This is a genomic window from Pseudomonas quasicaspiana (genome assembly GCF_021147825.1).
Taxonomy (GTDB): Bacteria; Pseudomonadota; Gammaproteobacteria; order Pseudomonadales; family Pseudomonadaceae; genus Aquipseudomonas; species Aquipseudomonas quasicaspiana.
The window spans coordinates 1-20,552 of sequence record NZ_JAGTPI010000044.1 but is presented as its reverse complement, the minus strand read 5'-3'; the positions used below and the strand labels follow the sequence as shown (position 1 = coordinate 20,552).

Sequence of the window (20,552 nt, the reverse complement as noted above, 5' to 3'; positions counted from 1 at the left end):
TATTCAAGTAGCGCAACACGTGCTTCTTTTTCCATTCAAGCATCGCTACGGCGTAGGGCTGTCCTGAACTGTGTCGTCCAATCTTGAAAAGGTCCTCGCTTGGTCGTGGACAGATTTATTTACCAGCAGAACCGTTGAACGGGGGTTTGACTATGCCCACGAAGACCGTATTCAGCTTGAGGAACTCAACCCTGACTCCGCACGTACGACATGCCGAGGCTCAGGTTCGGAAGTCTATACACAGACTTTCAAGTTCAGAGACCCTGACCGCTTCGCCAATGCCCTGATATGCAAATGCACTTGCCCGATGCGCGAGAACTGCAAGCATTGTGTGGCGGCCTTGTTTTATCTTCATGCACCGCAGAACAGCAACGCTTTGGAGGCTGCGCTGGACACCACTCCGTCTGTGCAGCGACCGCGCATCGAAAAAGCGCCAGCCCTGCCCGAACGACTGGTCGATGACATCAAGCCGCAGCCACGCCTGATGCTGGCCAGCGTCGAGTTCAGCGCCTACGAACCGCGTAACGGCCGCATGCAACGGCACATCCAGCATCGCGCCGCCCTTGCCTTCGGCTACGACAAACACTACGCCACCGGCACGGCTAACGTCAGCATCCTGGTCAGCTCTCTGGGCAGCGATCTGGTTAACCAGAAAAGCGACATCATCGAACACCGTGAAACAGAGACCCTGCGTATCCGCCGTCAGGGCGAGCTGGAACGCCAGCAACGCCAGGTTCTGCAGGACATGGGTTTCCGGGTCGCAACGCGGCAAAGCAAAGCGCTGCCGGACACCGCCGGTGATATGTTCGACCTGCCCAACGACAAGGCCTGGCTGCACTTCGTGCTCAACGACTTGCCGCGCCTTGAAGAACAAGGCTGGGAAATCGTTATCACTGACGACTTTGCCTTCGACGTGACGCCCGTGGACGACTGGTACGCGGTCATTGACGAAGAGGCCGAGCGCGACTGGTTCGATCTGGAACTGGGCATCATCGTCAACGGCGAACGCCTGAGCCTGCTTCCGATCCTGATCAACCTGCTGCGCAGTCATCCGGAATTGATGAGCGCGGCCGGGATCGCCAAGCGCGGCGACGACGAACAACTGCTCGTGCAGCTCAATCACTTCACCCAAAATGGCGGTGGGCCGGTGCAGATCGCCCTGCCCTACGGGCGTCTGAAACCGGTACTGGCCACCCTGGGCGATTTTTATTGGCGCGAAGAAGGCAGCAATTCGTTACGGCTGAACACTGCCGACGCCACACGCCTCGGTGAGCTCGATGACTTGCCCCTGAGCTGGCAAGGCGGCGATCGTCTACGCCAGTTCGCGGACCGGCTGGCCAATATCAAGGACGCTCCGGTCGTCGTACCCGAAGGGCTTAACGCCACATTGCGGCCCTACCAGCACGAAGGCCTGAGCTGGATGCAGTCGCTACGTGAACTGGAAGTCGGTGGCGTGCTGGCCGATGACATGGGTCTGGGTAAAACCCTGCAGACCCTGGCACACCTGCTCATGGAGAAACAGGCCGGCCGCCTGGATCGTCCGGCGCTGGCCGTGATGCCCACCAGCCTGATTCCCAACTGGCTGGACGAGGCCGAGAACTTCACGCCGCAATTGCGGGTACTGGCGCTGTATGGTGCCAATCGCCACGCCGACTTCGAAAACCTGAATCAGTATGACTTGATTCTGACGACTTATGCCCTGCTACCTCGTGACGAAGAAGTGTTGGCGAAGCTGCAGTTGCACACGCTGATCCTTGATGAAGCGCAATACATCAAGAATCCCAACAGCAAAGCCGCCCAGGCCGCTCGCAGCCTGAATGCCCGACAACGTCTGTGCCTCAGTGGTACACCTTTGGAAAATCATCTGGGCGAACTGTGGTCGCTGTTCCACTTCCTGATGCCGGGCTGGCTGGGCAGCAGCAAGGAATTCAACAGCAACTACCGCAATCCTATCGAGAAGCACGGCAACATGGAGCGCCTGCAGCATTTGAACGCGCGGATCAAACCTTTCCTGCTGCGTCGAACCAAAGAACAGGTCGCCACCGAGCTGCCGCCCAAGACCGAGATCATCCATTGGGTCGAACTTAACGAAGCCCAGCGCGATGTATACGAAACTGTTCGCCTGGCCATGGACAAGAAAGTCCGCGACGAGATCACCCGCAAAGGTGTAGCGCGCAGTCAGATCATCATCCTTGAGGCGTTGCTCAAGCTGCGTCAGGTGTGTTGCGACTTGCGTCTGGTCAACAGCGCCCCGGCCAACCCGCGTCAGGGCCACTCCGCCAAACTGCAAAGCCTGATGGAGATGTTCGAAGAGCTGCTGGCCGAAGGCAGGAAGATCCTGCTGTTTTCGCAGTTCACCTCGATGCTGACCCTGATCGAAGCCGAACTGAAGCAGCGCGGCATTGAATACGCCCTGCTTACCGGATCGACCCGAGACCGACGCACGCCCGTGCAAGCGTTCCAGGCGGGCAAGCTGCCGATCTTTCTGATCAGCCTGAAAGCAGGCGGCACCGGTCTTAACCTGACAGCAGCCGACACCGTGATCCATTACGATCCATGGTGGAATCCGGCAGCAGAAAATCAGGCCACCGACCGTGCTTATCGCATTGGCCAGGACAAACCGGTATTCGTCTACAAGATGATTGCCCGAGGCACCGTGGAAGAGAAGATCCAGCGCCTGCAGCAAGAAAAATCAGCACTCGCAGCCGGGGTGCTGGATGGCCGGGTGACGGGCGACTGGAAGCTGCAAAGCGAAGACATTGCCGCCCTGTTTGCGCCATTGCCGGCGCAGACCAGGAAAGACAAGAAGTAAGGGCATTACGCCCCTGTAGGAGCTGCCGAAGACTGCGAAGGCGGTGTGTCAGACAAGACCGCCTTCGCAGCCTTCGGCAGCTCCTACAGGGATCGCCGATATTTGTGGGAGCCGGGCTTGCCCGCGATTCAAACACTGCGGTTTATCGTGAATATAGAGTCATCGTTCTTCGCGAGCCAGCTCGGCTCCTACACAGTAAACCTTGTCAAACCGCACCCAGCACCCGTGCGAGTGTCGCCTTCACTTTCCCCATCCCGTCATGCAAGGCCTGTTCGATTTCAGCCATGGTGATAACAGCGGACGACTTGCCCGCGGCCGGATTGACCACCAGCGCCAGGCAGGCATATTCCAGTTCCAGCTCACGAGCCAGCGCAGCTTCCGGCATGCCGGTCATTCCCACGATGTCGCAGCCATCACGCTCAAGGCGGATGATCTCGGCGACAGTTTCAAGCCGTGGCCCCTGAGTGCAGGCATAAACGCCCCGCTCGCTGAATTCACAGCCCTCAGCCGCCAGCGCCGCAATCAGACGTCCGCGCAGCGCTTCGCTGTAGGGGTAGCTGAAATCGATGTGGGTCACTTGCTCCAGATCATCAGCAAAGAACGTGTGCTGACGACCACTGGTGTAATCGATCAGGTCATGGGGCACGCAAAAATGCCCGGTGCCCATGGCCGGATGAATCCCGCCCACCGCGTTGACCGCCAGAATGGCCTCGGCACCGGCGTGCTTCAGGGCCCAGATATTGGCGCGATAATTCACCTGATGGGGCGGGAAGCGATGTGGATGGCCGTGACGCGCCAGAAACATCACTTCGCGACCGGCATAATCACCGATCTGAATCTCGCCGGAAGGAACGCCGTAGGGTGTATTCACCGGCAAAGACTGACGAATGCTCAAGCCCTCGAGCTGAGTCAGCCCGGTACCACCGATAATCGCGTAAACAGTCATGAGAAATCCTTAGTCGATCAATTGCGCGGTGCGCAAGGCTTCAAGCGCGGCAAGCCAGCGCGGGTGTTGACGATACTCGGTGCTGGCAAAAGCCTGACCGCGCATCCTGGCGATACGGGACGACGGCTTGACCTTGAGCCGCTGTGCAGCAGTCAACGCCAGTTCTGCGGCCGCTCGGTCATTACAGACCAGCCCCATGTCACAACCAGCGCTCAATGCGGCTTCAATACGACTGGCAGCATCGCCAACCACATGGGCACCCGCCATGGACAGGTCATCGCTGAAAATCACGCCGTCGAACTTCAACTCACCGCGCAAAATCTCCTGCAACCAGCGCCGGGAAAAACCAGCGGGTTGGGGATCGACCTGCGGATAAATCACATGCGCAGGCATCACTGCCGCCAGTTGCTGGCTCAGCCGGGCAAACGGCACCAGATCATTGGCGCGGATCTGCTCAAGACTGCGCTCGTCGTTGGGTATCGCCACGTGGGAGTCAGCTTCAGCCCAGCCATGCCCTGGAAAATGCTTGCCGGTGGCGGCCATGCCAGCGGCATTCATGCCCCGAATGAAAGCGCCTGCCAACAACGCTGCTCGTTCGGGGTCACCCTCGAAAGCGCGGGTACCGACAACAGCGCTACGCTGGTAGTCCAGATCAAGCACAGGCGCAAAACTCAGGTCCAGGCCTACCGCCAGAACTTCCGTCGCCATCAGCCAGCCGCAGTGCTCAGCCAGCGCCTCGGCATTGGGCTGGTCAGCAATCGAACGCATGGCAGGCAGTCGCACAAAACCCTGACGCAAGCGCTGCACGCGACCGCCCTCCTGGTCCACTGCCAACAGTAAATCAGGCCGTACCGCACGAATCGCCGCACTCAGCTCACGAACCTGGCGAGGGTGCTCGATGTTGCGGGCAAAAATGATCAGGCCGCCCACTTCGGGCTGACGCAGAAACTGGCGATCCTCGGCGGTCAACCAGGTGCCCGCGACATCCACCATTAAAGAGCCTTGCAGGCCAGAACTCATAAAAAAACACCATTGCCGATATCCAGTCCGGGCAATGGTGCTTGATCATCGAGCCTGGCGCAATGCGCGAACAGTCAGGCCTTGGCGGTACTGGGGATAGCAGAGCTGCTTTTGGTGCGCGGCTTGAGTTGCGCAGCAATCATTGCGGCGTCGGTCACGCCGGTTTCAGCACGCATGCCAGCGGCCAGAAACGGCACCATCAGGCGCATGACCTGCTCAATCGAGGTGTTGACGCCGAAGTCGGTTTCGGCAATTGCCCGTAGCGCCTTGATGCCGGACATGCTGAACGCCGCAGCACCGAGCATGAAATGCACACGCCAGAACAGCTCAATGGGAGGTATGCGAGGTGCAGCCTCGTTGACCAGCACCATGTAGCGGCGGAAAACCTTGCCGTACATGTCTTCCAGGTAACGACGCAAGTGGCCCTGGCTCTGGCTGAACGCCAGACCAAGCAGACGCATGAAGATCGACAGATCATTATTGCTGCGTGGCTGCACCACGAGGGCTTGTTCGACAAGCATCTCCAGCAACTCTTCCAGCGTCGGCTTTTGATCAGGCCTGGCCTGACGGCGCTCCAGCTCACGGTCAAGGCTGATACAGAAAGGCCCGAGGAAGCGCGAGAACACAGCCTGAATCAGCGCCTTCTTGGAGCCGAAGTGGTAGTTGACCGCCGCGAGGTTGACCGACGCCTTGCTGGTAATCAACCGTAGCGACGTCTCTGCGAAGCCTTTCTCCGCGAACAACTGCTCGGCAGCATCAAGAATGCGTTCAACTGTTTCCGACTGGGCCATGGTTCTCTGCCTGACAAACACTTGTTTGAAACATACGTTTCAGATTATGTATCTGTCAAGTCCGCGATACTCCATGGGCCGACAGGGGCGTATTTAACCATATAAACCGCGGGCTGTAGCCACCCACTTGGTCCGCCCTGGCGCGCCGCCCCCGGAGCTCGAAAACAAGTCTGAGAAAAGGACGATTGCCAACTCGCTCGCACTGTATATAATCCCAGTCACTGTATAAAAAGACAGAGCGATCAACATGATTAAACTGACGCCACGCCAAGCTGAAATTCTGGGATTCATCAAGCGCTGTCTTGAAGACAACGGCTACCCGCCTACCCGTGCGGAGATCGCTCAGGAACTGGGTTTCAAATCGCCCAACGCCGCAGAAGAACATTTGAAAGCCCTCGCTCGCAAGGGCGCTATCGAGATGACGCCGGGCGCTTCCCGGGGCATTCGCATCCCAGGCTTTGAAGCAAAGCCCGAAGAAAGTGGTTTGCCCATCATCGGTCGCGTCGCTGCAGGTGCGCCGATACTGGCTCAGCAACACATTGAAGAATCCTGCAACATCAACCCTGCATTTTTTCACCCAAGTGCCGATTACCTGTTAAGGGTGCAAGGCATGAGCATGAAAGATGTCGGCATTTTTGATGGCGATCTACTCGCCGTGCACACCACCCGTGAGGCCCGCAACGGCCAGATCGTGGTAGCGCGCATTGGCGACGAAGTGACGGTCAAGCGATTCAAGCGTGAAGGCAGCAAAGTCTGGCTGATTGCCGAAAACCCGGACTTCGCGCCCATCGAAGTGAATCTCAAGGATCAGGAACTGGTTATCGAAGGTTTGAGCGTCGGCGTTATCCGTCGCTAAGGAGACATCATGCAGTTCGTCCAGGCCCCGCAATCACAACTTCCGCTGTTTGAAGCATTCCTCGCGCAGCCTATTGCGCCCATGCTCAAAGAAGCCGCAGTACCGTCATGGAACAATGAACCTGAAGTCTTCAGTGAGCTGTCATTGCGTGGTGCCGCTGGAAACTGCCTGAGTCTACTGGCGCCAATCCTGCGTGAACTGAGCGAAGAGTCCAACGCTCGATGGCTGACCCTGATCGCACCACCGTCCAGCCTTACCCAAAGCTGGCTGCGTGATGCAGGACTCAACCGCGAACGGATCTTGTTGCTGCAGCCACGCGGGACGCAAAGCGCATTTGAACTGACGCGCGAGGCACTTCGCCTCGGCCGCAGCCACACGGTTGTCAGCTGGATCAATCCGCTCGGTACAGGACTGCGTCAACAACTGATCAGCGCGGCAAAAATGGGTGATGCACAGAGCCTCAACATTCGTCTGGGCTAGGTATTACGGGCGAAGTCAGCTTCAGTGAAGGACTCGCGGGCCGGTATCTTTTTCCAGCTCGCCTTCAGCAAGACGACCCGCCATCTGTACACCAACACTCAACATTGCCTTGGCGATTTCGACGTGTTGCCCTTGCAGGAACTCTTTGGCATCAGCGGAGAAATCCAACGTCACCAACGACCCCTCATCATCGGCACGACGCAGTTCTATACGGCCGTCAGGCAGTTCCACAATTTCAAGAAACGATGTTGGCATCAGGGCAGTACTCCACGAAAGGCCGACATTGTAGCAGCCTGTCGACCCAGCCCCTAGGGTCTGTTCCCGTTTTATGACAAGCCGTACTGCCGGAGCTGTTTGCAGTAGCCGGCTTGAAAACCGAAGGCATTGAGCCATCCATCACGGCACTTCAGCACTCGCTGAGGCCTTCGCGGAAGCGAATCGCCAGCCCTTTGAGCTGTTGGCGCCAGCTTTCCAGTTCTTCGCGGGTCAGCTCAACCTCAGGCTCTTCATCGAGGTTGACCGCCACAATCAATGGCTGTGTTACATCGCCTTTCATTTTTTTCGGCGCACGCGGCGGTTCGAACAAGGCGTTGTACGCTGCCAGCAACTGAGCCAGCCAGGTTTCCCGGTGTTGAGCCAACTCGACCAGTTCGGCCATTTCCGGAATCGCCAGGGCATCCAGCACTTCCTGATTGAGCAGCATCTCGGCACGTGGCGCATTGGCTTGCGGCAGACGATAGTAACCGGCGATCTCGTGACACAAACCCAGCAAAGCGCCATACAGATGGAACAACGCCGACTCGCGCTCCGCCTGCAACAGCGCCTGAGCGTTCATGGCACGGCCTTCCTGCGCCTTGCCCATGGACTCCAGAGCGAGACCGGCGAAATAAATCTTTTGATTGGTGCGGGTATACAGTTCGTGCGCCATGGCGGCAGTCTCCGTAGCGATGAGCAAGACCTGAAGCCAGGCCTTGTCAAATTAGCTCAATTAAATGCTTCCTGGTAGGAGCGAACTTGTTCGCGAAGCGGTGTATCAGCCACAACGGCTCGCGAACAAGTTCGCTCCTACCGGAGTTTCACCCAGCCAAAACAACAAAACCCTCGGCACGACCAGCATACCGAGGGCTTTGTGTTCAGTCAGGCGTTAAATCAACGCTTGTCTTCGACCTTCCAGGCCTTGCCGTCGTAGAACGCTTTCCAGCCGGTTGGCTTTCCTTCCACTTCAGTCTGAACGTACTGCTCTTTCGTCTTGCGGCTGTAGCGGATCACTGTTGGGCGTCCGTCCGGATCTTTTTTCGGTGCATCACACAGGAAGTGATACTTCGGATCGATCTCGTCCTTGTGCGGTGCAATCTCCATGACCAGCGGCGCGCGGGTTTCACGATTTTTCGGGAACTGACTGGCCGCGAGGAACAACCCGGATGCGCCGTCACGCAGAATGTACGTATCGTCGACCTTATCGCACTTGAGCTCAGGCATCTTCACCGGATCCATCTTCGGTGGAGCTGCGTCGCCGCTCTTGAGCAGCTTGCGAGTGTTCTTGCAGTCAGGATTGGTACAACCAAAGAACTTGCCGAAGCGGCCCGTCTTGAGCTGCATCTCACTACCGCACTTGTCACACTCCAGGCTTGGACCTTCGTAACCCTTGATCCGGTAGTTGCCCTCTTCCACTTCAAAGCCAACGCAATCCGGGTTGTTACCGCAGATGTGCAGCTTGCGCTTCTCATCCAGCAGGTAAGCATCCATTGCCGTGCTGCAGATATGGCAGCGATGCTTGCCGCGCAGGACACGGGACTCGGATTCACCTTCGTCGTCTTCGGCGATTTCATCGCCCGGCGTCAGGTTGACGGTAGCCTTGCAACGTTCTTTCGGTGGCAGGCTGTAACCCGAGCAACCAAGGAACACACCGGTAGATGCAGTACGAATCTGCATCGGGCGGCCGCACACCTTGCACGGAATATCAGTCATCACCGGTTCGTTGGAACGCATTCCGCTGTCCGGCGCTTCAGCCACTTCGAGTTTCTTGCGGAAATCACCGTAGAACTCGTCGAGCACGTTTTTCCAGTCACGTTCGCCTTGGGCAACGTCATCGAGATTTTCTTCCATACCGGCCGTGAAGCCATAGTCCATCAGGTTGGAAAAGCTCTCGGACAGCCGCTCGGTAACGATATCGCCCATTTTTTCGGAGTAGAAACGGCGATTGTGCAGCGCTACATAACCACGATCCTGAATGGTCGAGATGATTGCCGCATAAGTCGACGGACGACCGATGCCACGTTTTTCCATCTCTTTTACCAGGCTCGCTTCCGAGTAACGCGCAGGCGGCTTGGTGAAGTGCTGGCTCGGGTCGAGCTTGATCAGCTTCAGGGTTTCGCCCTGAGCCATGTCCGGCAATACGTCGTCATCGCCCGGCTTGGTCATCTGCGGCAAGGCACGGGTGTAACCGTCAAACTTGAGGATACGACCCTTTGCACGCAACTCGAAGGTCCCGGCCGCGACACTGACAGTAGTCGACAGGTATTGCGCCGGAGGCATCTGGCATGCAACGAACTGGCGCCAGATCAGCTCATACAGGCGCTCAGCATCGCGCTCCATGCCGCTCAGCTTGCTCGGATGCGTGTTCACGTCAGAAGGACGAATCGCTTCGTGAGCCTCTTGTGCGCCTTCCTTGCTGCTGTAGACGTTTGGCGATTCCGGCAGGTACTTCTTGCCGAACTCGGCTTCGATGTAATCGCGCGCCATGCTTACCGCGTCAGCGGACAAGTTGGTCGAGTCGGTACGCATGTAAGTGATGTAACCCGCTTCGTACAGACGCTGGGCCATCATCATGGTTTTCTTCACGCCGAAGCCCAGGCGGTTACTGGCAGCCTGCTGCAGGGTCGAGGTGATGAAAGGCGCCGAAGGCTTGCTGCTGGTCGGCTTGTCTTCACGCTTGGCGATGCTGTAGCTGGAAGCCTTGAGCTTTTCCAGCGCCGCCATGGCTTGAGCTTCGTTGAGCGGCTTGAAGGCTTCGCCGTTCTCCCGGGCAACTTCGAAACGCACGTTGGCGCCCTTGGCAGTGCCCAGGTCAGCGTGCACTTCCCAATACTCTTCAGGGTTGAACGCCCGGATTTCCCGCTCACGCTCCACTACCAGCTTTACGGCAACCGACTGCACACGACCGGCGGACAGGCCACGAGCAATCTTCTGCCACAGCAGCGGCGACACCATGTAACCCACGACCCGGTCGAGGAAGCGGCGTGCCTGCTGAGCGTTGACGCGGGCGATATCCAGCTCGCCCGGCTTGGAGAACGCTTCCTGAATGGCTTTCTTGGTGATCTCGTTGAACACCACGCGCTTGTAGCGGCTGTCATCCCCACCAATGGCTTCGCGCAGGTGCCAGGCAATGGCTTCCCCCTCGCGGTCCAAGTCCGTCGCGAGATAGATGGTGTCAGCATCCTTGGCGAGCCGACGCAGCTCTTCGATCACCTTCTCTTTACCGGGAAGGATTTCGTACTTGGCTTTCCAGCCATGATCCGGATCGACGCCCATGCGGGCGACCAGCTGCTTCTTCGCCTTCTCTTTAGGCGTGAGCACCGGCCCTTCGCCAACCGCGGCCTTGCCACGTTTGACGGGTTCTTTACTGGCGCTAGCCGAACCGCTGGTGGGCAGGTCTCGGATATGGCCGATACTCGACTTCACCACGTACTGGTTGCCCAAATACTTGTTGATGGTCTTGGCCTTAGCCGGGGATTCCACGATGACCAGCGATTTGCCCATGGATCAGAAAATTCCTGAATACTGAAAATGAAAGACGGTTGGAACCTGTCAGGGCCCCGCTATATATAGTGGCTACAAGAGGAGGTCAAGCACGGGATAGTGATCGAACTCGCCTCACGGCCTGGAAAAGAGACTCGGTTCGACTTGAACCAAAGCAAAGCGCGGGACCTGCTCGCCGTCAACCTCGACGGACTCGAGAAACATGCTCAGCGGCCGCACCCACATCCCGAAATCGCCGTACAGCGCTTGGTAAAACACCACTTCTTCTTCGGTTTCGGAGTGCCTGGCAACACTGAATACGCGGTACTCGGGGCCTTTGTAATGGCGATAGAGACCTGGCTGTAAATTCATGTTGCTGTCCTCGCGAAAAAAACTGAAAAACTTTTCTGGAATGGCTTATACAAAAATACAAAAGCCGGGGCACCTGGCCCCGGCTCGCATCAAACAAACGCGTCAGACGCGTTCGAAGACGGTAGCGATACCCTGCCCCAAACCGATGCACATTGTTGCAACACCGAGATTGGCGCCATTTTGCTTCATGACATTGAGCAAAGTGCCGGAAATACGAGCGCCGGAGCAACCAAACGGGTGACCCAGGGCGATCGCGCCGCCGTGCAGGTTAACCTTCTCATCCATCTTGTCGAGCACTTTCAAATCTTTCAGCACTGGCAAGGCCTGTGCAGCGAAAGCTTCGTTGAGCTCGAAGACGTTGATATCAGCGATGCTCAGACCCGCGCGTTTCAAGGCTTTCTGCGTCGCCGGAACAGGACCATAACCCATAATTGCCGGATCCACACCTGCCACGGCCATGGAACGGATCACCGCCAATGGCTGAATACCAAGGTCCTGAGCGCGCTGGGCGGACATCACGATCATGCACGAAGCACCGTCGGTGATTTGCGAAGATGTGCCCGCCGTCACAGTACCGCCTTTCGGGTTGAAGGCTGGCTTCAAGGCCGCGAGGCTTTCCAGGGTTGTCTCGGGGCGAATCGTTTCGTCATAGTCGAAGACCTTGAGGAAACCGTTCTCGTCATACCCTTGCATCGGGATGATCTCGTCCTTGAACTTGCCTTCCAGCGTGGCCTTGTGGGCCAATCGGTGGGAACGCACGCCAAAGGCATCCTGCTGCTCACGGGTAATGCCATGCATTTTGCCAAGCATTTCTGCGGTCAGACCCATCATGCCCGATGCCTTGGCGGCATACAGAGACATGTGCGGGTTTGGATCAACGCCGTGCATCATGCCAACGTGCCCCATGTGCTCAACGCCGCCGACCACGAACACATCACCGTTACCGGTCATGATCGCTTGCGCGGCAGTGTGCAGCGCACTCATCGAGGAACCACACAGACGACTGACCGTCTGCGCCGCTGACGTGTGTGGGATCTGTGTCAGCAACGACGCCATACGCGCGATGTTCCAGCCCTGCTCCAGGGTCTGGTTGACGCAGCCCCAGATCACGTCTTCAACTTCGGCAGGATCAACCTTGTTGTTGCGCTCAAGCAGCTTGCTGATCAAATGCGCGGACATATCTTCAGCACGGGTATTGCGGTGCATGCCACCCTTGGAGCGGCCCATGGGTGTGCGACCGAAGTCGACAATCACCACATCTCTTGGATTCAAACTCATACATTCACTCCTGAAAGACGCTTGACCGAAGCTCTCAACCGAAGAAGCTCTGGCCGTTTTTGGCCATCTCACGCAGCTTCGCGGTCGGGTGGTATAAAGCGCCCAAATCAGCATATTGATCGGCCAGGGCAACGAATTCAGCGACACCAATAGAGTCGATGTAGCGCAACGCACCGCCACGGAACGGAGGGAAACCGATGCCGTAGATCAAGCCCATATCAGCTTCAGCGGCCGTTTCGACGATACCGTCTTCCAGGCAGCGTACGGTTTCCAGACACAACGGGATCATCATCCAGTTGATGATGTCTTCGTCGGACACTTCACGCTGTTCGTAGATGATCGGCTTGAGGACTTCGAGCACAGCAGAGTCGGTGACTTTCTTCGGCTTGCCCTTCTTGTCGGTCTCATAAGCGTAGAAACCTTTGCCGTTCTTCTGGCCCAGGCGCTTCGCTTCATAAAGCGCGTCAATAGCAGAGCGACGGTCGTCCTTCATGCGATCCGGGAAGCCTTCGGCCATGACGTCGCGACCGTGGTGGCCGGTGTCGATGCCGACCACGTCCATCAGGTACGCCGGGCCCATAGGCCAGCCGAATTTCTCCATGATCTTGTCGATGCGCACAAAGTCCACACCGGCACTGATCAGTCGGGCGAAACCGCCGAAGTACGGGAACAGCACGCGGTTGACCAGGAAGCCAGGGCAGTCGTTGACCACGATCGGGTTCTTGCCCATTTTCTTGGCGTAGGCCACGGTGGTGGCAACTGCCAGCTCACTGGACTTCTCGCCACGAATGACTTCAACCAGTGGCATCATGTGCACCGGGTTGAAGAAGTGCATGCCGACGAAGTTTTCCGGACGTTTGAGGGCTTTCGCCAGCAAGCTGATGGAGATCGTTGAGGTATTGGAAGCCAGAATAGTGTCTTCGCCCACTTGAGCTTCGACTTCAGCCAATACCGCCTGCTTGACCTTCGGATTCTCGACAACGGCTTCGACCACCAGGTCGACGTTGCCGAAATCGCCGTAGGACAGCGTCGGACGAATCGCATTGAGCGCTTCGGCCATTTTGGCAGCAGTCAAACGGCCTTTTTCAACACGGTTGCCCAAGAGTTTCGAGGCTTCGTTCAGACCCAACTGAATGGCGTCTTCACGAATGTCCTTCATCAGGATCGGCGTACCTTTGGAAGCTGACTGATAGGCAATGCCGCCGCCCATGATGCCTGCGCCCAGCACTGCAGCCTGTTTCACGTCTCTGGCGGCTTCATCGTAAACCTTGGCTTTGCGCTTCAGTTCCTGATCATTCAGGAACAGGCCGATCAGACTCTGTGCCGCAGAGGTCTTGGCCATTTTGACAAAACCGGCAGCTTCGATTTCCAGCGCCTTGTCGCGACCGAAGTTCGCAGCTTTCTGGATCGTCTTGATCGCTTCGACCGGGGCTGGATAGTTCGGGCCAGCCTGACCGGCGACGAACCCCTTGGCGGTTTCGAACGCCATCATTTGCTCGATGGCGTTGAGCTTGAGTTTTTCCAGTTTTGGCTGGCGCTTGGCCTTGTAATCAAACTCACCGGAAATAGCGCGCTTGATCAGGTCCAGCGCAGCTTCCTGAAGTTTTTCAGGAGCGACTACAGCATCGACTGCACCGACTTTCAGGGCGTCTTCGGCGCGATTTTCCTTGCCGGAAGCAATCCACTCGATAGCGTTGTCGGCGCCTACGATACGTGGCAGACGCACGGTACCGCCAAAACCAGGGTAGAGACCCAGTTTGACTTCAGGCAGGCCGATTTTGGCGCTGCTGGACATTACCCGGTAGTCCGCGGCGAGACACATTTCCAGACCGCCACCCAGCGCGATACCGTTGATGGCCACCACGGTAGGTACACCAAGGTCTTCGAAATCGCTGAAAATCCGGTTGGCTTCCAGATTGCCCGCCAGCAGCTCTGCATCCGGCAGCTTGAAGTTGTCGACGAACTCAGTGATGTCGGCACCGACGATGAAGACGTCCTTGCCGCTGGTGACAATCACGCCCTTGATGGAGCCATCAGCCTTGATGGTATCCACGGCCTGACGAAGGTCGTTGAGGGTGAGACGGTTGAACTTGTTGACGGACTCACCCTTGAGGTCGAAATTCAATTCGACGATGCCGCTCTCAAGAGCCTTAACCGTGATGGCTTTACCTTCGTAAATCATCAACTGATCTCCACGATATGGAAGCTGAACAATACACACCGGACGCTGAAATCTGGCGCGGCTACGACGTTATCGTCGTTGAAACGCCAAATCTTCAGGCACACCCGTCGATGCGGTAGCCGGGATCTGTAAGAACTGTCTTACTACCAAACGCTCAATTCATACGCCCGTTTGATTTGGGTGCGCCTACCTTCATGCAAATCCTGCGGTTTGTCAATTCGACGAATCACCGACAAATGCGGGTCATCCCCTAAAGCATCGCACGCTCAGGAGCTCTCGAGCCCAGCGTGATCAGCCTCTATTCACTGTGTTTATCGGCAAAAAGTGAACACCTGCGAATGCAGGTTTTTGCACCACATAGGGTCACGCATAAAAATAAATACAAGAAAGCGCGACAAATGAGAGCAAAGCGTCTACATTCAGCGCACGACAGCACGATGTGAAGTTTTCCATATCCGTCGAGGCTTTCGTCACCCGCTTTGGGCATTGCACCGCAAAGCGCCACAGAATTACCGGCCTGCCTGGCCAACCCGAGCCCGATGTTGTTATCGGGCTTTTTAATGCCTGAAATTTGATGCTGTGAACGCTATGCCAGCGCTTTCAGCACTGCAGCAATACGCTGCAACACCTCTGCTTCGCCCTTCTCGCCCCAATACAAGGTGATCATCTGCTGGTCCGCTTCGACCTTGTAGACGTCCGCCGGCAGGGTATTAAAGTGCGCCAGTAACGCAGCGTCCTCGCAAGGCTCACGCCACTGATTGAGCCAGACGCCGGGCTCTGCCTGCCAGTAAGCCCAAACGGAAGGTTTGCTGCCGCGTCGGGGCCGATGGTATTGAGCGCAGGGGCTTGGCGGCTCTTTGGCCAGCCAGTGCGGCCAGTCCTGAGCCGACAACTGCATCGCAAGCCCCATCCGCCGTGCCTCCATCCGTAGGGCCATTCTGCCGCCCTGCTGACGGGACGGTCGCAGCCAGACCAAAGGGCTGAGCATTACGCCAACGATTGACAGAATTATCCAGAACGTCATATTGCTTGCTGCCTTTTTATCCGCTTACCCAAAGATGAAAATAATGGCCTGCCCAGATTGGGCTGAAAGAGCCATACTGAACGCATCGCAACCTTAAGGAGGACTTCCTCATGAAATATGAACACGTTCTGGTCGCCGTTGACCTGACTGACGAGTGCAACCCTGTCCTTTCCCGCGGTCGCGAAATTGCCGAGCGCAACGGGGCCAAATTGTCGCTGGTTCATATCGTCGAACCCATGGCCATGGCCTTTGGGGGCGACGTGCCGATGGATCTTTCGCAACTTCAGCAGCAGCAGTTTGATCAAGCCAAGGAGAAGCTTGCTGCACTGAAGTCTCAGTATCCAGATACTCACATTGGTGAAGCACATCTGGTCTATGGCCAGCCTCGCCAGGAAATCCACGAGTTGGCGATCAAGGAAAAATGCGACCTGATCGTCGTGGGCAGTCATGGCCGTCATGGCCTGGCCTTGTTGCTTGGCTCAACAGCTAACGACGTACTGCATGGCGCACCCTGTGATGTACTCGCAGTTCGCCTGAAAAAGGCGGAGTGATTCAACAACAGGATTAGTAAGCGCACTCCCGGTCCGTGGCGCGATGCTGTCTTCTGGCGGACATTGGACCTGTAGGAGCTGCCGAAGGCTGCGATGGCGGTGTGTCATGTTGAACGCTTCGCAGCCTTCGGCAGCTCCTACGGAGAGCGCATATCAATTCAGTGGCTCGCCACACAATAAAAAGCCCGGATCACTGATCCGGGCTTTTTATTGGCCTTGAGTATCAGGCGTCCAGCTCGGCCCATCGCTCCAGCAAACCGTCCAGTTCAGCCTGACGGTTTTCCAGTTGTGCCAGTACTGCAGCCGTTTGCTCCGCAGGACGCTGATAGAAGCCAGGCTCGGCCATTTCAGCAGTCAGGGCAGCGATTTGCGACTCGACTTCATCGATCTGCTCAGGCAGTGCTTCCAGCTCACGCTGCAGCTTGTAGCTGAGTTTCTTCTTGGCGCTCGCCACCGGCATTTCCTTGGCTTCAACCGGCGCAGCCTCTACCACTGCGGTGGCCAGTTCGGCCTTGCCCGACTTGGAGTCAGTCACACCAAGCAGTTTTGGCGAGCCGCCCTGACGCAGCCAGTCCTGATAACCACCCACGTATTCGCGGACCTTGCCTTCACCTTCGAATACCAGGGTGCTGGTCACGACGTTGTCGAGGAATGCCCGGTCGTGACTGACCATCAGCACTGTGCCCTTGAAGGTCAACAGCACCTCTTCAAGCAACTCCAGGGTTTCCACGTCCAGGTCGTTCGTCGGTTCATCGAGAACCAGCAGGTTGGCTGGCTTGCTGAACAGCTTGGCTAGCAGCAGACGAGCACGCTCACCGCCTGACAACGCCTTGACCGGCGTACGGGCACGTTGCGGGCTAAACAGGAAGTCGCCCAAATAGCTCAGCACGTGACGACTCTGACCATCGATATCAATGAAATCGCGACCTTCAGCGACGTTATCGATCACGGTTTTCTCGAGGTCCAACTGGTGACGCAACTGGTCGAAGTAAGCCACGTCCAGACGCGTGCCGACATCTACCGAGCCGCTGGTTGGCTGCAGGTTGTCGAGCATCAGCTTGAGCAGCGTGGTCTTGCCGGTACCGTTGGCACCCAGCAGACCGATGCGGTCTTCGCGCTGCAGGACCATGGAGAAGTCCTTGATCAGCATAGGGCCACCCGGGTGGGCAAAGCTGACGTTGTCCAGAACCATGACCTGTTTGCCGGACTTGTCGGCCGTATCCAACTGGATATTCGCCTTGCCGGTACGCTCGCGACGGTCGCTGCGCTCAACGCGCAACGCCTTGAGTGCACGCACACGACCTTCGTTACGGGTACGACGGGCCTTGATGCCCTGACGGATCCAGACTTCTTCCTGGGCAAGCCGCTTGTCGAACAGCGCGTTGGCCGTTTCTTCTGCCGCCAGCACGGCTTCCTTGTGAACCAGGAAGCTGGCGTAGTCGCCGTTCCAGTCGATCAGACCGCCACGGTCCAGCTCGAGGATGCGCGTTGCGAGGTTTTGCAGGAAAGAACGGTCGTGCGTAATAAACAGCACGGCGCCCTGAAATTCCTTGAGGGCGTCTTCCAGCCAGGCAATCGCACCGATGTCCAGGTGGTTGGTTGGCTCGTCGAGCAGCAACAGATCCGGTTCGGAAACCAGCGCCTGGGCCAGCAAGACACGACGACGCCAGCCACCGGACAACTCGGCAAGAGTCTTGTCGGCGGGCAATTGCAGGCGGCTCAGGGTGCTGTCGACCAGTTGCTGCAAGCGCCAGCCATCGCGGGCTTCAAGGTCTTGCTGAACATGCATCAGCTTGTTCAGGTCTTCCTCGGTAACGCAGTTCTGCGCAAGGTGGTGATACTCGGCCAGCAAGGCGCCCACACCGTCCAGACCTTCAGCAACCACGTCGAACACTGTCCGGTCGTCGGCTACTGGCAATTCCTGAGGCAATTCACCGATTTTCAGGCCCGGCGCGCGCCAGACTGCGCCGTCATCAGGCTTTTGTACGCCCTTGACCAGCTTCAACATGCTGGACTTGCCAGTACCGTTACGACCGATGATGCACACCCGCTCACCACGGGCGATCTGCCAGGATACCTTGTCCAACAACGGCATAGCGCCGAACGCAAGGGACACATCGCTGAATTTGAGCAGGGTCATGAGCTTCTCCAAAAACCGGGGGCGCATTCTACCTGAGATAGAAGCCATATGTCGGGTTTCAATGACAAGCGCGCTGTCTGGAATGCGCAACAACGCACCTTGAGTCGTCCTCATTTGTTTCCAGTTGCGAACCCTCGGTCCGCAACGCTTTCAACCGGAGCTGGCAAAAGGCTAAGCTAGCGATACTTTTCACGATTCATCTGCTCGGAAGTCTCATGCGCAGTCGCTTGTTCAGCCTTTTTTCCTGCATGCTCCTCTCTGCTACTGCGGCTCAAACTGTCTACGCCGCAGATATCAATCAACAGCGTCAATATTACGATGTGGCCAAAAGCGCATTGGCCAAGGGCGATACCGGCCCCTATCGGGCCTATGCCGCAGCACTTGCGGATTATCCGCTGGAGCCCTATCTGGCTTACGACGAGCTCACTGCCCGCCTGAAGACTGCGAGCAATCCGGAAATCGAGAAGTTTCTCGCCGAGCACGGCGACCTGCCGCAAGCCAACTGGATGAAGTTGCGCTGGTTGCGCTGGCTTGCCGAACGAGGCGACTGGGCAACCTTCGTCAAGTATTACGACCCGAAGATGAACTTCGTGGAACTCGACTGCCTGTATGGCCAGTACTTGCTGGGGCATGGCAAAAAGGCCGAGGGTTACGCCAGCGCCGAAAAGCTCTGGATGACAGGCAAAAGTTTGCCCGCTGCGTGTGACGGTTTCTTTGCCCAATGGGCCGCAGACGGCCAGCTCCCGGAGCAGAAGCGCTGGCAGCGGGCCAAGCTCGCAGCCCAGGCTGGCAACTATCCTCTGGCTACCACACTGGTCAACAGCCTCAACAGCCTTGCACCCCAGGGCAAGCTGCTGCTGGAAATCGCCAAAAAACCGGAGATGCTCAACAACCCGGCACAGTTCGCTCCGGTGGATGAAGCGATGTCTGACGTAGTCGGCCTCGGCCTGCGCCGACTGGCCAAGCAAGATCCGCAGAAAGCCATGGAGATGCTTGACGGTTATTCGGCCAAAATGCACTTCTCCCATGAAGAGCAAGTGCAGATCGCCAAGGAGATCGGCCTCACTCTGGCACGCCGTTACGACGGTCGCGCTCTGGAGGTCATGACCAAATACGACCCGGACCTGCGCGACAACACGGTCACCGAATGGCGCTTGCGTCTGCTGCTGCGCCTCGGTCGCTGGGAAGATGCCTACGAACTCAGCCGTCGCCTGCCCAAAGACCTGGCTGAAACCAATCGCTGGCGCTACTGGGAAGCCCGCTCACTGGAGCTGGCTCAACCACACAGTCCTCTGATTCCGGCACTCTACAAAGACGTGGCCAAGGAACGTGATTTCTATGGTTTCCTGGCGGCCGACCGGACCCAAAGCGCTTATCAGATCAACAACAAGCCGCTGGTACTGAGCCAGGCGTTGATCAATAAGGTTCGCAATACACCGGGCGTTCGCCGCGCGCTGGAGTTCCATGCACGCGGGCAGATCGTCGATGGCCGTCGCGAGTGGTACCACGTCAGCCGCCACTTCAACCGTGATGAAATGGTTGCCCAGGCTAAACTGGCCTACGACCTGAAATGGTACTTCCCAGCCATTCGTACCATCAGCCAGGCGCAGTACTGGGATGATCTGGATATCCGCTTCCCGATGGCGCATCGCGATACGCTGGTTCGTGAAGCCAACGTTCGCGGCCTGCATTCCAGTTGGGTTTTTGCGATCACGCGACAGGAAAGCGCCTTCATGGACGATGCCCGTTCCGGCGTTGGTGCCAGTGGCCTGATGCAACTGATGCCCGCTACCGCCAAGGAAACTGCGCGCAAATTCAGCATCCCGCTGGCTTCGCCACAACAGGTACTGGACCCGGATAAAAATATCCAGCTGGGCGCAGCCTATCTGAGCCAGGTCCATGCCCAGTTCAACGGCAACCGGGTGCTCGCCTCCGCTGCTTATAACGCAGGCCCCGGCCGCGTAAGACAGTGGCTCAAGGGTGCCAATCACCTGGCCTTTGATGTGTGGGTAGAAAGCATCCCGTTCGACGAAACCCGTCAGTACGTGCAGAACGTGCTGTCCTACTCGGTGATCTACGGCCAGAAGCTCAACTCGCCACAACCGCTGGTGGACTGGCATGAGCGGTTCTTTGATGATCTGTAAGTAACCACTGCAATACCCGATGCCAGTCAGCTCACCTGACTGGCATTTTTGTTTGTGATGCCGACTTCATTGCGCTGCAACAAAAGGCTGATCAACTGGTGCCTGATTCTGGACCTCACAGCTTCCGCATATATAACCCGCTCACCCTGTAGGAGCTCACGAGCACCGCGAGGCAGCGATAGCGTCCTGTCTGATACACCGCTATCGCGGCCTCGCGG

The 20,552-nt window shown here is 57.4% G+C and carries 16 protein-coding genes; 5 read left to right on the top strand and 11 right to left on the bottom strand.

From position 1 onward, the window contains the following. The first annotated feature begins 70 nt into the window (after nucleotides 1-70). Nucleotides 71-2,812, top strand: coding sequence for a DEAD/DEAH box helicase (locus KDX30_RS21370; protein ID WP_099269242.1), 2,742 nt, complete (start codon nucleotides 71-73; stop codon nucleotides 2,810-2,812). Nucleotides 2,813-3,017: 205 nt separating this feature from the next. On the opposite strand, the gene KDX30_RS21365 is transcribed toward KDX30_RS21370, so the two are convergent. From KDX30_RS21365 to KDX30_RS21355, 3 genes are all read right to left on the bottom strand, one after another. Continuing rightward, entirely contained in the window at nucleotides 3,018-3,758 is a 741-nt protein-coding gene (locus tag KDX30_RS21365) for an S-methyl-5'-thioinosine phosphorylase (protein ID WP_231666220.1), read from the bottom strand. Nucleotides 3,759-3,767: 9 nt separating this feature from the next. After that, complete coding sequence (gene nagZ / locus KDX30_RS21360; protein WP_231677434.1) at nucleotides 3,768-4,766, bottom strand: beta-N-acetylhexosaminidase; 999 nt, start codon at nucleotides 4,764-4,766, stop codon at nucleotides 3,768-3,770. Nucleotides 4,767-4,852: 86 nt separating this feature from the next. Beyond that, nucleotides 4,853-5,569, bottom strand: a complete 717-nt coding sequence (locus tag KDX30_RS21355; RefSeq protein ID WP_099269239.1) for a TetR/AcrR family transcriptional regulator — start codon at nucleotides 5,567-5,569, stop codon at nucleotides 4,853-4,855. A 247-nt stretch (nucleotides 5,570-5,816) separates the two neighbouring features. On the opposite strand from KDX30_RS21355, the gene lexA reads away from it, so the two are divergent. Together lexA and sulA are read left to right on the top strand one after the other, a co-directional pair. Next, the gene (gene lexA / locus KDX30_RS21350; protein WP_027900633.1) at nucleotides 5,817-6,425 is read left to right on the top strand and encodes a transcriptional repressor LexA; all 609 of its coding nucleotides are present in this window, start codon (nucleotides 5,817-5,819) and stop codon (nucleotides 6,423-6,425) included. Nucleotides 6,426-6,434: 9 nt separating this feature from the next. Further along, nucleotides 6,435-6,905 carry an SOS-induced cell division inhibitor SulA gene (sulA, locus tag KDX30_RS21345; protein ID WP_027900632.1) on the top strand — a complete coding sequence of 157 codons (471 nt, stop codon included), beginning with the start codon at nucleotides 6,435-6,437 and terminating at the stop codon, nucleotides 6,903-6,905. A gap of 21 nt (nucleotides 6,906-6,926) precedes the next feature. Here sulA and KDX30_RS21340 read toward each other — a convergent pair whose 3' ends face one another. The 7 genes from KDX30_RS21340 to KDX30_RS21310 all read right to left on the bottom strand — a co-directional run bounded on the left by KDX30_RS21340 (nucleotide 6,927) and on the right by KDX30_RS21310 (nucleotide 15,499). After that, a complete protein-coding gene (locus tag KDX30_RS21340; protein ID WP_027900631.1) occupies nucleotides 6,927-7,160 on the bottom strand; it encodes a hypothetical protein in 234 nt (77 codons plus the stop codon). A gap of 151 nt (nucleotides 7,161-7,311) precedes the next feature. Further along, nucleotides 7,312-7,833 carry a DUF6586 family protein gene (locus tag KDX30_RS21335; RefSeq protein WP_231677424.1) on the bottom strand — a complete coding sequence of 174 codons (522 nt, stop codon included), beginning with the start codon at nucleotides 7,831-7,833 and terminating at the stop codon, nucleotides 7,312-7,314. Between the two features lie 221 nt (nucleotides 7,834-8,054). Continuing rightward, on the bottom strand, nucleotides 8,055-10,664 hold the full coding sequence (gene topA, locus KDX30_RS21330; protein ID WP_099269237.1) for a type I DNA topoisomerase: 2,610 nt from the start codon (nucleotides 10,662-10,664) through the stop codon (nucleotides 8,055-8,057). A 114-nt stretch (nucleotides 10,665-10,778) separates the two neighbouring features. Next, entirely contained in the window at nucleotides 10,779-11,015 is a 237-nt protein-coding gene (locus KDX30_RS21325) for a DUF1653 domain-containing protein (protein ID WP_027900628.1), read from the bottom strand. Between the two features lie 102 nt (nucleotides 11,016-11,117). Further along, the gene (gene fadA / locus KDX30_RS21320) at nucleotides 11,118-12,293 is read right to left on the bottom strand and encodes an acetyl-CoA C-acyltransferase FadA (RefSeq protein WP_027900627.1); all 1,176 of its coding nucleotides are present in this window, start codon (nucleotides 12,291-12,293) and stop codon (nucleotides 11,118-11,120) included. Nucleotides 12,294-12,327: 34 nt separating this feature from the next. Then, nucleotides 12,328-14,475 (bottom strand): fatty acid oxidation complex subunit alpha FadB, encoded by a 2,148-nt coding sequence (fadB, locus tag KDX30_RS21315; RefSeq protein WP_099269236.1) that lies wholly within the window; start codon nucleotides 14,473-14,475, stop codon nucleotides 12,328-12,330. Nucleotides 14,476-15,061: 586 nt separating this feature from the next. Beyond that, nucleotides 15,062-15,499, bottom strand: coding sequence for a hypothetical protein (locus KDX30_RS21310; RefSeq protein ID WP_231677423.1), 438 nt, complete (start codon nucleotides 15,497-15,499; stop codon nucleotides 15,062-15,064). Between the two features lie 110 nt (nucleotides 15,500-15,609). Between KDX30_RS21310 and KDX30_RS21305 the strand changes: the two genes are divergently transcribed. Then, on the top strand, nucleotides 15,610-16,050 hold the full coding sequence (locus KDX30_RS21305; protein ID WP_027900624.1) for a universal stress protein: 441 nt from the start codon (nucleotides 15,610-15,612) through the stop codon (nucleotides 16,048-16,050). A 223-nt stretch (nucleotides 16,051-16,273) separates the two neighbouring features. On the opposite strand, the gene KDX30_RS21300 is transcribed toward KDX30_RS21305, so the two are convergent. After that, nucleotides 16,274-18,190, bottom strand: coding sequence for an ATP-binding cassette domain-containing protein (locus KDX30_RS21300; protein ID WP_099269234.1), 1,917 nt, complete (start codon nucleotides 18,188-18,190; stop codon nucleotides 16,274-16,276). A gap of 215 nt (nucleotides 18,191-18,405) precedes the next feature. Between KDX30_RS21300 and KDX30_RS21295 the strand changes: the two genes are divergently transcribed. Beyond that, the gene (locus tag KDX30_RS21295) at nucleotides 18,406-20,334 is read left to right on the top strand and encodes a transglycosylase SLT domain-containing protein (protein WP_231677422.1); all 1,929 of its coding nucleotides are present in this window, start codon (nucleotides 18,406-18,408) and stop codon (nucleotides 20,332-20,334) included. Nucleotides 20,335-20,552 lie beyond the last annotated feature (218 nt).